The 12,934-nt window shown below is 70.4% G+C and carries 9 protein-coding genes; all 9 read right to left on the minus strand.

What is annotated here, in order from left to right; all coding sequences use genetic code 11:
- Positions 1-2: 2 nt before the first annotated feature.
- The 9 genes from ACFWM2_RS10525 to asnB are packed head-to-tail and all read right to left on the minus strand — an operon-like array spanning position 3 to position 12,931.
- Positions 3-650 (minus strand): PIG-L deacetylase family protein, encoded by a 648-nt coding sequence (locus tag ACFWM2_RS10525; protein WP_383275885.1) that lies wholly within the window; start codon positions 648-650, stop codon positions 3-5.
- Positions 647-1,474, minus strand: a complete 828-nt coding sequence (locus ACFWM2_RS10530; RefSeq protein ID WP_383275888.1) for a glucose-1-phosphate cytidylyltransferase — start codon at positions 1,472-1,474, stop codon at positions 647-649. The genes ACFWM2_RS10525 and ACFWM2_RS10530 overlap by 4 nt, the downstream gene beginning before the upstream one ends.
- Positions 1,471-2,706, minus strand: coding sequence for a class I SAM-dependent methyltransferase (locus ACFWM2_RS10535; protein ID WP_383275891.1), 1,236 nt, complete (start codon positions 2,704-2,706; stop codon positions 1,471-1,473). The genes ACFWM2_RS10530 and ACFWM2_RS10535 overlap by 4 nt, the downstream gene beginning before the upstream one ends.
- A complete protein-coding gene (locus tag ACFWM2_RS10540; RefSeq protein ID WP_383275894.1) occupies positions 2,703-3,944 on the minus strand; it encodes a glycosyltransferase in 1,242 nt (413 codons plus the stop codon). Before ACFWM2_RS10540 ends, ACFWM2_RS10535 begins: the two co-directional genes overlap by 4 nt.
- Positions 3,945-3,946: 2 nt before the next feature.
- A complete protein-coding gene (locus ACFWM2_RS10545) occupies positions 3,947-5,251 on the minus strand; it encodes an O-antigen ligase domain-containing protein (RefSeq protein ID WP_383275897.1) in 1,305 nt (434 codons plus the stop codon).
- 1 nt (position 5,252) lies between these two features.
- Positions 5,253-6,794 carry a right-handed parallel beta-helix repeat-containing protein gene (locus tag ACFWM2_RS10550; protein WP_383275898.1) on the minus strand — a complete coding sequence of 514 codons (1,542 nt, stop codon included), beginning with the start codon at positions 6,792-6,794 and terminating at the stop codon, positions 5,253-5,255.
- On the minus strand, positions 6,785-8,788 hold the full coding sequence (locus ACFWM2_RS10555) for an alginate lyase family protein (RefSeq protein ID WP_383275900.1): 2,004 nt from the start codon (positions 8,786-8,788) through the stop codon (positions 6,785-6,787). Before ACFWM2_RS10555 ends, ACFWM2_RS10550 begins: the two co-directional genes overlap by 10 nt.
- Positions 8,785-10,977: a bi-domain-containing oxidoreductase gene (locus tag ACFWM2_RS10560; RefSeq protein WP_383275902.1), complete on the minus strand. Its 2,193-nt coding sequence runs from the start codon at positions 10,975-10,977 to the stop codon at positions 8,785-8,787. The genes ACFWM2_RS10555 and ACFWM2_RS10560 overlap by 4 nt, the downstream gene beginning before the upstream one ends.
- A 25-nt stretch (positions 10,978-11,002) precedes the next feature.
- Positions 11,003-12,931 carry an asparagine synthase (glutamine-hydrolyzing) gene (asnB, locus tag ACFWM2_RS10565; RefSeq protein ID WP_383275905.1) on the minus strand — a complete coding sequence of 643 codons (1,929 nt, stop codon included), beginning with the start codon at positions 12,929-12,931 and terminating at the stop codon, positions 11,003-11,005.
- Positions 12,932-12,934: the final 3 nt, after the last annotated feature.

Below are 12,934 nucleotides of genomic sequence, written 5' to 3' on the forward strand. Positions count from 1 at the left end.
GTTCATTCCCCCAGGTCGAGAGTGAGTTTGGTGACGGCGAACGCCTCGGCGTAGCGCGCGTGGCATTCGATGCCGCGGATCCGGGCGAGCCCGAGGAAGGCTTCCCGGTCGTACCAGGGCCGGTGCCGCTGCGAGGGGTAGTGCTCCTGCAGTAGCCGCACCTTCTGTTCGGCGATCTCCGGCGACAGCGGCTGGTACGCCGCCGGGCGGCCGAGATCGCCGTCCCACTTGACGATCTCGTAGCCGAGCACGAGGTGGTCGCGGAACGCGGTGGTCAGCAGCTTCGCCAGACCGCGGTGATCCTGGTGCGCGTCATCCGTACGCGGTGCAAGGACCAGATCCGGCTCGGTCTGCACGCGCAGCTCCTCGACCGCGGCTTTGGCCTCCTCCCAGTGCGCGGGCAGCCGGCCGTCCGGCAGCTTGAGCACGGTCAGCCGCAGTTCGGCACCCGGGCAGAAGGCGGCGAGCGCGGCCTGCTCCTCCTCCTCCCGCTCACTGCCACCGCCGGAGAGCACCAGCGTGTCGATACGGATGCCCGGCCGCGCGAGGCACATCGTCAGCAGCGTGCCGCCGGCGCCGATGGCGATGTCGTCGCAGTGCGCGCCTACCGCGACGATCCGGTCCAGACGCCTGGACCCGAGCCGGATCACGCGCTCGCTCCGGCGTCGTCCCTGCTGCCGGTCGCCCTCGCCCCCGCGCCGTCCCGTTCCCACACGGCCCACGGGCGGTCGCCCCGGGCGTAGGCGTCGTCGAGCGCGGCCCGCTCCTTCACGGTGTCGGTCGGCTTCCAGAAGCCGCGGTGCTGGTGCGCCACCAGCCGGCCGCGCTTGGCCAGTTGGGCGCATCCGTCGGCGACCAGGTCTCCGTTCTCCGGAATGTGGTCGAAGACCTCCTGGCGGAGTACGAAGTAGCCGCCGTTCTCCCACAGCGGCAGTTCGCTGACCGCGGTGATGCCCCCCACCAGGCCGTCCTCGCCCAACTCCACGCAGTGGAACGAGGACTGCGGCGGCACCACGAGCATCGACGCACCGGCGTCACGCCGGGCGAACCGGTCGATCATCTCCGGCAGCGGGGCATCGGTGAGCACGTCGGCGTAGTTGGCGAGGAACATCTCGTCACCGTCCAGGTGGTGCCGCACCCGGCTCAGCCGCTCCCCGATCGGTGACTCGATGCCGGTCTGCGCGAACGTGATCGTCCAGGAGGCGATGTCGGTGGACAGCAGCTCGGTCTGCCCGCCCCGCAGCACGAAGTCGTTGGACGTCGTCTCCTCGTAGTTGAGGAAGAAGTTCTTGATGTGGTGAGCCCCGTACCCGAGACACAGGATGAACTCCGTGTGCCCGTAGTACGCGTAGTAGCGCATGACGTGCCAGATCAGCGGCCGCGGGCCGACCATCGCCATCGGCTTGGGCATGTCGTCGGAGGCTCCGCTGCGCATACGCAGCCCATAACCGCCGCAGAACAGAACGACCTTCATGGCTTGACCTCGACAATGCTCAGTTCCGGTATGGGAAAGACCAGCCGGCCGCCCCAGGCGTGCACGAAGGACAACTGCTCGACCAGCTCGGCCCGCAGGTTCCATGGGAGAACGAGCACGTAGTCCGGCCTGTCGGTGCTGATCCGCTCGGGCGGCAGGATCGGGATGCGGGTGCCCGGGGTGAACCTGCCGTGCTTGTAGGGGTTGCGGTCGACCGTGTACGGGAGCAGGTCGGGCCGGATGCCGCAGTGGTTGAGCAGGGTGTTGCCCTTGCCCGGGGCGCCGTAGCCGACGACCGTCTCCCCGCGCTCGGCCGCCTCGATGAGGAACCGCAGGAGGTCCCGGCGCACCTTGGCCACCCGGGCGGAGAACTCGGCGTACCCGGACAGCTCCTGCAGCCCGGCGGCCTTCTCCCGGTCCAGCACGTCGGCCACCCGCCGGGTCGGCTCGCCTGCCACTTCGGCCGGCCGGGCCCACAGCCGGATGGAGCCGCCGTGCGTGGGCAGCAGCTCGACGTCCACGAGCGCGAGTCCGCCGCTCGCAAGGGCCCGGATCGCGGACGCGACCGTGTAGTACTGGAAGTGCTCGTGGTAGATCGTGTCGTACTGGTTCTCCTCGATCAGGGTCAGCAGGTGCTGCACCTCTATGGAGACCCAGCCGTCGTCGGCGACCAGGGCACGCAACCCCTGGGTGAACCCGACGACGTCGGGGATGTGCGCGTACACGTTGTTGGCCACGACCAGGTCCGCCGGGCCGTGCTCGGCGCGGACGGCGTCCGCGGTGGCGGGGTCCAGGAACTCCGTGAGCGTGGGCACACCCGCCTCGCGCGCCGCGGCGCCGACGTTCACCGACGGCTCGATGCCGAGGCAGCGGATCGCGCGGTCCACCATGTGCCGCAGCAGATACCCGTCGTTGCTCGCGACCTCGACCACGAAGGCGTCCGGGCCGAGAGCGAGGCGCTCTACGGCGTCGGCGACAAAGGTGCGCGCGTGCTCCACCCAGGAGGTCGAGTACGAGGAGAAGTACGCGTACTCCTTGAACGTCTCCTCCGGCGTGATCAGCGGCGGGATCTGCGCGAGCCAGCAGTCGGAGCACACCCGCAGGTGCAGCGGGTACGCCGGTTCCGGCTTGTCCAGTTGGTCCGCGGCGAGAAAGCTCTCACATGGTGGCGTCGCCCCAAGATCGACGACGCTCGCCATCGCTTCCGAGCCGCAGAGTCGGCATCGTGTCATCTACTGTCCCCATCCCCCCTGCTCGCGCGTGTGTCCCCGCCGCGAGCCACTGCTGACCGACCCGCGATCGCGGTGCGGTACTCCTCCACCAGGCGCTCCAGGCCGACGGCCGGGCTGAAACCCTGCTCGTAACGGCGCCGGGCCGCTTGGCCCATCTCCCGGTTGCGGACCGGATCGCCCGCGATCCGGCGTATGCAGGACGCGAGCGAGGCAGGCTCACCCGGCCGGTGCAGCAGCCCGGTCACGCTGTCCTCGACGAGTTCGACGAAGGCGCCGTGGTCTGCGGCGACGGCCGGGACCCCGGCCGCCATCGCCTCCACGACCACCAGGCCGAACGCCTCCAGCCACGTCGAGGGAGCCACCACGGCGACCGACCGCGCGATGACCTGTCGGCACTGCTCCGAGTCGTACAGGCCGACGTAGCGCACGTCGTCCCGGTCCGCGGCCCAGGCGGTCACCTCTCGCTCCAGCGGCCCCGCACCGGCGATCACGAGCGGTACGCCCACACCGCCGCTCGCTTCGATCTCGTCCCACGCGGTCATGAGCAGCCTCACGCCCTTGGCCTCCGCGAGCCGGCCGAGATAGAGCACATGCTCGCCGTCACCCGCTCGCCGAGTGCCCGGGTCGGGCACGAAGTTGTGCTTCACCGCCAGCCGCTCGGCGGGCATGCCGGACCGCACCAGGACGTCGCGCTGCGCCGCGGAGATGCAGAAGAACCGCTCCACGCCGGACCACCACCGCCGCCGGTTGACCGCCAGGCTGACCGCGAGCGGCACCGTCGCCAGGCGGGAATTCCGGTAACAGCCGTGTCGGACGGCGGGCAGCGGCGCAGAGCCGACGCACTCGGTGCACGGTCGGCCGTCCCGCTGCAACGTGCCGGGTGGGCAGACCTGGGTGTAGTTGTGCAGCGTGGCGACGGCGGGCACGCCGGCGTCGGCACAGGCGGCCAGCACCGCGGGCGACAGCAGCGGGAAGACGTTGTGGACGTGCACCACGTCCGGCCGCTCGGTGCGCAGCCGAGCAGCCAGTTCCGCGCGGACCGCCGGGTTCCACGGCACAAGGAGTGGCACCGCCACCTTGGCAAGCAGGGAACGGGCAGCGATGTCGTCGCTGCGCCGCTCGAACACCTCGACCCGGTGGCCGGCCGCGCGCAGCAGCTCCACCTCCTGGTCGACCACCTTGTTCTCACCGCTCGGCTGCGCCGAGGCGTAGCGGTTGTGCACCACGAGGACGTGCATGCTCAGGTCACCTCCGATCTCCGGGCCCAGCGCGGGATGTGCCGTCGAGGGACTTCGGGCGTCGCGAGCGGAGCGGTCGCGGCAGGTGCCGCCAACAGCGAGGCGGCGAGGGCCAGATGCAGCAGGTAGGGCGAGGCGTCGCCAAGACCGGCCTCGGTGTACGACGCGATCGCGCAGTAGCTGATCAGAAAGATCGCGCAGGCCCTCTGCAACGACGGTGGCCGCAGCAACGCGACGCCGCCCAGCACGATGATGATCGCCCCGACAAGGCTGATGCCGACCAGACCCTGCTCGTTGTAGACGGCCAGCCAGCTGTTGTCGATCGGCAGACCGCCGAACGACTTGTCGCCCAGGCCCACGCCGAACAACTTCTCCGAGGTCGACCGGGGCGCAGCCAGCAGGGCGTCCCAGACCTTGGCCCGACCGGTGAGGTTGGAGAAGTTCTCCTTGCTCTGTCCGCGCAGGAACCACGCCTGGAGTGCGGAGGCGAACCCCACCGCGGCCACCACGGCGCACAGCACCGCCCAGGTGAAGAACCGGCGGGCTGCGGCGCTGGTCAGGATCAACGAGCCGATCGCCAACGCCAATCCGATGAACAGGCCGAGCGTGGCTGTCCGGGTATGGGTCAGCGCGAGCAGCGCGAAAGACGGCACGATGACCACCGCGGCGCTCGTCCTGTCGGTCCTGCGGCCCAGAACGAGCAGCACGGTGAGCCCGATGATCACCGCTGCGTACTGCCCGATCTGCGGCGGGGTGAGCGGCCACAACGCGCCCACAAGGCGTCCGCCGTAGAGATCCGGCAGGGCCGCGCCCGGTGAGACGACCAGACCGACTGCCACCGACCCGAGCACTACGAAGTACATCCGGATGTGGTGCCGGACGAACGTCAGGCCGCCGTCCCACCAGCGGCTGAGCAGCCACAGCGTGCCGACGAAGAGCGCCAGCCGGGCGCAGCGGAACAGCGCGCCGAACCCGGATTCCAGGTTCGCGCTGGAGATCACGCTCATCACCAGTAGCAGGGTGAGCAGGAACAAGTACGCACTGGCTCGGATGTGCAGCCGGAGATTGACTGCGAGCGCCAGCGCGAACGCGGCGACCAGCGCGCCCATGGTGACCATCTGGATGAGGGAGCGGGGCAGCGGGATTATGGTCTTCGCGCCGGCGGAGCCGAGCGTGTTGAGGACCAGCAGCCCCCAGACGAATCCGACGATCTTCGGTGTGCCGGCAGGGCGCGGTTCGGCGCCGAGCCGCGTGCCCGCCGTGTACGGTCCGCCCGGCGGCCCACCGCGCCGTAGGTCTCCGCCCATCTCAACCACCGGCCTGTGGGCGGAAGGTGCTGCCCGCGTCCTGCTGGTACGGCGTGCCCTGCCACTGCCCCAGGTCGAGCACCCGGCTCGGGTCGTGTGCGACGAACTTCCATGGTCCGAGATAGACGTTGTCGTGCCAGCGGTTGTGCTGCTTGGTGGTGACCGCCTCGGCCACCCGCTCGCCCTGGTACGGCGACCAGTCCGGATAGGTGCCGTAGTTGGCAAGGACCGCCATGCGGTCGCACTTCGCCGTGCACTTGACGACGGACTTGTCCAGCACGAAGCGGTTGTCGTGAATGTCCACCCGCTGTGTCTTCCACCGGCAGTCGGCGAAGAGCGGTGGCTTGGCGATCGCCGGCTCCGCGCAGCGGTCGGCGTCCCGCACCAGCAAGGTGCAGTCTCCGGACGAGGTGTTGGCCGGGCTGTTGCAGAACCGGTCGGCGTTCTCCCACAGGGTGATCCCGGACCAGTTGTTCTCCAGCACGTTCCGGTAGATCTCGATCTTGTCGGTGCGGGCTTTGATCCGTGGTTCGCCGCCGGACTCGGACAGGTAGACGGTCGCGAACGGGAAGGTGTCGCCGCGGTCGGCTTCCCTGCGACCCTCGACCCAGTTGTTCCGCCGGATCATGTTGTTCCGGATGACCGCGTTGTAGCTGGTCTCGTAGATCAGCGCGGCACCGTCGTTGTCCTGGAGCACGTTGTTCTCGATGCGGAAGTCGTTGTTGTTGGTGTCCGCCCACAACCCTGTTCCGCGGTTGTCGTGCACCCAATTGCCGCGCACGTCGGCGCCGTTGACAGCCCAGAACTTGATGCCTCCGGTGCAGCCGCAGCCCTCCCGCCGCCGCTCCCAGTCGCCGGTGTTGTTGCCCACGATCTCGTTGCCTTCGACCACCAGTCCGCTGATACGGCCGTTGGCCTTGTACGCGTTCATGCCGTACTGACCGTTTTCACGCAGGCAGCTGGCGCGGACCTTCTGGCGGGCACCGGCCATCAGCCCGGCACCGTCGTTGTGCTGGATCGTCGCGTGTTCGATCACCCACCCGTCGGCCGAGTCATGGTTGACCACACCCTCGTCGGGCGGCGCCACGAAACGTTGCACGGTCAGGTAGCGGATGGTGACGTTGCGGGCGCTGCCGCCGAACGCGTACTGGTTCTTCTTCCGCCCGTCGAGCACGGCGCCCGGCGCACCGAGGTAGCGGTCCCCCTTCTTGGGGATGACCTGGGCGTAGCGGTCCGGATCGAGCCTGTGCTTGCCCGGTCGAAGCCAGAACGTGGTGTTCGGAGGGTTGCTCTTGGTCTTCGCTGCCAGGTCGCCGACCACCTCTGGGTCGACCGTCACCGAGCCCGCCGGTGCCTTAGCCGGCCCGGCCGCGGGGTTGGCGCACACCCGGGCCACGGATCGGGCTGCGGACGTCGCGGACGCGGATGGCGCGGCCTTCGACTCCGCCTTGGCTCCCGACGTGCTCTCACAGCCGGTGGTTGCCAGCAGGGCCAGCGCCAGTGGTGCCGCCGCAAACGCCCAGCGCCGCCTCTTCATCCCCACGCGCCCCCCCGGCCGCGGAACCTGAGCACGGTGGTGAACCCGTCCACGCCGCCGGTGAAACCGGTGCCGACCAGCGTGATGGTGGGTTCCTTGCGCCCGAAGCCGGCGGAGTACCAGCCCAGCGGCGGGGCGGTCTCACCGCGATGCGCCCGCCAAGACAGCTGCCCGGGCAGGTCGAGCACCGCGGATCGCTCCTCGCCGTCCCGGATCCAGGTGAGCACGACCCGGTGGTCCGCCAGGTCCGCGGCGATCGCCGGGCCGAGGTGGAACGCCAGCCGCACGGCCCGGCGCGGGCCGTGTTGGTCGCGGACCTCGTCGACCACCCTCAGCTCCTGGCTCGCGGCCGTCAGCTCCACCCGGCGGCGGTGCACGGAGCGCTGGTAGCCGTCGTGCTCAGCACACCAGCGGGCCATCCCCCCGTCGGAGGTGTCGGAGGTGTCCGCGGCCAGGACGCGACTGCGGGCGTGCCGGGTCCACAGGAACGGGCCGCCGGAGACGGACTGGTCGCTGCCGTCCAGCTGCAGGGTGTTGTGGCCGAGGGTGGAGCGGAAGTACTGCCGCCACCCGGGTTGCCCGTGGTAGCAGAACGTCCCCGGGTCGGCGAGCACGTCGACCCCGTCATGCCGGACCTCCACGGACAGCGCGTCGGCGTGGGCGTGCGCGGCGATGGACAGGAAGCCGTGCGGACCACCGTCGCAGCGGCACCAGATCTCCTCCGGACCGCGCAGGATGGTCATTCCCGCGTCGGCGAAGTGAGCCGGTCGGCTTGCCGGTCGGGTCACGGCCGGTGCGGTCCCATTCATCGCGTACGGCCGGATGAGCGCGGCCAGCAGCGGGGTGCGCACATCGGTGCCGGCCACCGCCGGCCACCAGGCGAGCCGACCGAACACGGCGCCCCCGGTGGCAAGGAGCGAGGCCCAGCGGTCGGTGCCCGCGCCGTCCACGACCAGACCGCGCCCGTCGTCCGCGTCCCCCTGACGCGGCGGCCGTAGCCGGTTGTCCACGATGGCCGCGAGTGCGTCGGTCATCCGCAGCAGTACCTGTCGGATCGACGCGGGGACCGGCACGGCGGCAGCATCGGCCTCGGCCACCGCGGCCAGGCCGAGCTCCAGCACCAGTCCGTGATACTCGGTGGCCAGCTCGCGGTTGAGCCCGGAGTCGAAGGTGTTGCCCCGCAGGTGTCGCTCCAGCGACCGCAGCGCGTCGGCTCTCCAACGTGCCGAGGTGGGAAACCACCCAAACGCGCAGGCCCCGGCGAACTGCCCGGCGGCCTCGGCGATGACGTGGTTGTTGGCCGAGGACCCCCGGCTGGGGAATGCGGCGAGCCAGCGCTGGTGGTGCCAAATCTGGTTCAGTGCCACCGGGTTGCCCTCGAACAGCCCGGCCGCGCCCGGCCAGCCGTCGAGCAGCCGGCGGATCCACACCCAGGACAGCAGCCGGATGCCCAGCTCGATGCCGCTGATCCAATGCACACCGCGCAGCGGTGGGTTGGCCGTCCACCAGGACCGCAGGTGCTGGGCCACCCGCTCGGCGTACCGCTCGTCCCCGGTGATCGCATAGGCGGCGGCGAGCACGGTGAGGTACTGATGCCGGGACAGCTCCCATATCTGCTTGATGTCCCCCACCGCGTCCTCGTTCCGGTACGGGACGTCAAAGGCGTAACCCCACGGAGCCCGGCGCCCGGTCTTCGGGTCGCACCACCAGTCCGGGTCGGTCAGGTCGTCGCGGACCACCCCGAAGTACTCGGCGTGCCCGCACATCAGCCGGTCCGCCTCGGCGATGAGACGTTTCGCGGCATCCGGAGGAATTGCGGCGATCGTCCCGGCGGGCAGTACCGCAGTAAACCGGGCGCCGGTCACGCTCGGACAGTCCGGCCGCGCCGACCGCCACCGGCGCCTGCGCACCGCGTCGGCCGCCCGGCCGCCGACCTCCCTCGGTCCCATCCGGGACAGCCGGCGCAGGTACCAGGCCGGACTCCCCGAGCTCACAGTCATCGCGCCCTCGCCAACGTCATCGGCGCGCCGCCGGCCAGGCCGGCCTGCACGGCGAGAGTGGCCGAAGTCGTGGCGACCAGCGACTCCAACGGCACCGGCATCGGGCCGCCGGTCCGCACGGCCTTGATGAACGCGGCCAACTCGGCGGACTGGCCCTTGTCCCGGGCCTTGGGCAGCCGCGAACTGGTCCATCGCTTACGGTCGTACACCGAGGCGCGGACGAAGTCGTCGAGTTTCAGCACCTTGCCGTCCGCGACGAGGTCCAGCGTCTCCTTGGGGAAGCCGGCCGCGCCGGTGGTGACATAGCTGATGGTGGCGGTGGACCCGTCCGGGTAGCGCAGCACGACCTGCAGGTCCTCGTTGCCGGACGTGGCGACCGCGTACACCGAGACGGGGTCGGACTCGAGCAGCCAGCTCACCGTGTCGATGAAGTGTCCACCCTCGCCGGCGAACCGCGAGCCCTCGGTGCCCTGATGGAGGTACCAGCTGCCGTGCTGCAGCCGGCCCGCGTTGACCAGGTAGCGCAGACTCGCCGGACCGGTCCGGGCGCCGAACCGCTTCCTGGCCTCCTGCAGCAGCGGCGCGAACCGGCGGTTGAAGCCCACCTGCAGCCGGTCGTTGCCGGACTCCTCCACCGCCGCGAGCACGCCGGCCAGTTCGTCCTCGGTGAGGGCCAGGGGCTTCTCCACGAACACCGTCTTGCCGGCCAGCAGGGCCTTCCGGGTCAGTTCGGCGTGCGAGCTGTGCCGGGTGACGACGAACACCGCGTCGATGGACTTGTCGCCGAGCACGGCGTCGAGATCGGTGGTCGCCTCGGCGAAGCCGAACTTCCGTTTCGCGTTGGCCGCGGACAGCGCCGTCGTGGTGACGACTGTCGACAACGTGACGCCGTCGCGCTGCGCCAGGTGCGGCAGCAGCATCGACGTCGCGTAGTTTCCCGCGCCGACGAACGCAAGGCGCACCGGTGCCTTGGCAGACCGGGCCGGGGTGGACGCTCCGCCGCTGCGCCTGTTCACCGCGGGCACGGTCACCGCCGGGGCCTCCGCCTCCCCCGCTTCCTCTTTCTGCTCGGGGTACCGGAACAGCACGGCCACGGCCTTCAACTCGCCGTCCTTCAGGCGCTGATACGTCTCGACGGCGTCGTCGAAGTCGGCGACGTGGGAGACCAGGGGCTCCACGTCGACGCGGCCGCGGGCGAGGAGATCGAGGAAGCACGCCAGGTTGCGGCGCTCGGTCCAGCGCACGTAGCCGATCGGGTAGTCCCGCCCCTCGAGCTCGTACTCCGGGTCGTAGCGCCCGGGGCCGTAACTGCGCGAGAACCGGACGTCGAGCTCCTTCTCGTAGTACGCGTTCCACGGCAGGTCCAGGCGGCACTTGCCGATGTCGACGACCCGGCCGCGGTCCCGGCAGAGCCGGGCGGCCAGCTCGACGGGCTGGTTGCTGCCGCCGCCGGCGGCCAGGTACACCTGGTCCACGCCGTGACCGTCGGTGAGTTCGGCGACGGCGGCCTCCACGGCCGCGGACGCGGGATCGCCGCAGGCCGCGGCGCCCAGGCGCTCGGCGAGTTCGCAGCGCACCGGATCGGGGTCGACCCCGACGACGCGGACCCCCGAGGCGGTGAGGAGCTGCACCACCAGCTGCCCGATCAGCCCCAGGCCGATGACAAGCGCCACGTCCCCGAGCTGCGACTCGCCGCGGCGGACGCCCTGCAGCGCGATCGACCCGACGGTGCCGAAGGCCGCGTGCCGCGGCGCGAGTCCGTCCGGCACCCGGGCGTAGAGGTTCTTCGGCACCCAGTTCAGCTCGGCGTGCAACGCGTGCTCATTGCCGGCGCAGGACACGAGGTCGCCGACCTTCACATCGTCGATCCCGGTGCCGACCTGCTCGACCACCCCGCACAGCGAGTAGCCCAGCGGCGTATAGGAGTCCAGCTTGCCCATCACCTTGCGGTACGTGGCGGGCACCCCGTTGGTGGCCACGCTCTGCATGACCTTGGCCACCTGGTCCGGCCGGGAGCGGGCCTTGCCCAGCATCGACATCCCGGCCTCGGACACCTTCATGAGCTCGGTCCCGGTGGATATCAGCGAGTAGGCGGTGCGGACCAGCACACCGCCCGGCTTGCATCCCGGCACCGGCACGTCGAGCACCGCCAGCTCGCCACTCTTGTAGTTCTGAACAACCTGTTTCACCCGAGCTCCTCTTGTCTATACGCCGTCAAGCCGCTTGGCTCTGGCCGGAGCCAGAGGTCGCGTCGCGATACCAGTACTCGAGCGTCAGCACATGCCACAGATGCTTGGAGAAGTCCCGCTGCCCGGCGGCGTCCTCGGCGACCATGCGCGCCAGCGCGTCGCGGCGCAGGAGCCCGGAGTTGACGAGCACACCGTCGTTGACCACCTCGCGCACCAGGGGTGCCAGATCCCGGCTCATCCAGGCGCGCAGCGGGGCGCTGAACAGGCCCTTCGGCCGGTACACAATCTCCCGGGGCAGGATCGAGGCGGCCGCCTCCTTGAGGACGGCCTTGCCCTGTCGTCCGACGATCTTGCGGTCGCCGGGCACGGCGAACGCCGCCTTGACCACCTCGACGTCCACGTACGGCACCCGCACCTCGGTCGAGGCGGCCATGCTCGACCGGTCCGTGTAGGCGAGGTTCAGGCCCGGCAGGAACATCCGGGCGTCGCCCAGGCACATGCGGTTGACGAAGTCGTCGAGGTCGTTGTCCTGGTATATGTCCGCATGCTCGGTCAGCACGTCCTCGACCGTCCCGGCCAGGTCCGGATCGACCAGGGCGAGCAGCTCGTCCTGGTCGTACATGGTGTAGCTGCGCCGGAACGCGGTCTCCTCCGGCAGGTCGGCGAAGGAGAGAAACCGCTTCGCGAAGCGCACCGACCGGTACCCGCGGCGGGCCGTGGCGACCGGCAGCCGGTCGACGGCCCTGGACACCCCGCGCCGCAGGGGCCGCGGGATGCGCTGGTAGCGCAGCGCAAGCAAGTTGGCCAGGTGCTTGCGGTAACCGGCGAACAGCTCATCGGCGCCCATCCCCGAGAGCATCACCTTGACCCCGGCCTCCCGGGCGGCCGAGCAGATCAGGAACGTGTTGATCGCAGCGGGGTCACCGATCGGCTCGTCCAGGTGGTACGTCATCTGCGGCAGCAGGTCGAGCACGTTCGGGGCGATCTCGATCTCATGCAGGTCGATGCCGAACCGCTCGGCCACTTGCCGGGCGTAGCGCAGATCGTCCGGCATCGCCTCGAACTTGGCGTCCTCGGCGCGGAACCCGATCGTGTAAGCGGAGATCCCGGGTCGGTCGCGGGCCGCCAGCGCGGTCAGGTAGCTGGAGTCGAGACCGCCGGAGAGGAAGGTCGCCACGGGTACGTCGGAGAGCAGGTGGCGCCGGGTCGACTCCTCGACGATGGCGGCCAGGTCCGGCTGCTCGCCGCTGCGGGCACGCTCCTGGCCCTCGGCGGCGACGTCCTTCAGGTTCCAGTACCGGCCGCGCTCCACCCGGCCGTCGGGCCGGCACCGGAGCCAGCTCCCCGGCGGCAGCTTCTCCGCTTCGCGGAACGCGCACCGTGAGTCCGGCACCCAGTAGTACAGCAGCGAGGCCACCAGCGCCGCATGGTCCACCTGCAGCGTTTCGCCGGTCGCGGCGGCGAGCGCCTTGAGCTCGGAGGCGAACACCAGGCCCGCACCACGCCGGAGCAGGAACAGCGGCTTGATGCCGAGCTGGTCGCGGGCGAGCACCAGTTCACCGGTTCGCTCGTCGAAGATCCCGAACGCGAACATGCCGCGCAGCCGGGGCAGGCAGTCGGTGCCCCAGCGCCGCCACGCCTCGAGCAGCACCTCGGTGTCGGAGGTACCGCGGAAGCGCACCCCGGCGGCTGCCAGTTCGGCACGCAGCTCGGGTGCGTTGTACAGCTCGCCGTTGTAGGTAAGGGCGAGGCCGCCCGAGACCATCGGCTGGGCGCCGGTCTCGGACAGGTCGATGATGGCCAGCCGGCGGTGCCCGAGGTGCACTTCGCCGTCACCGACTGGGTGGCCGTACCGGCCCGCCCCGTCCGGACCGCGGTGGGCGAGGGTATCGGTGAGCCGGTCGGTCACGACCTTCCCGTCCGGCCATCGGTAAGTGCCTGCGATGCCACACATGTC

Origin of the sequence: Streptomyces sp. NPDC058371, assembly GCF_042723265.1 — a bacterium.
GTDB lineage: Bacteria > Actinomycetota > Actinomycetes > Streptomycetales > Streptomycetaceae > Streptomyces.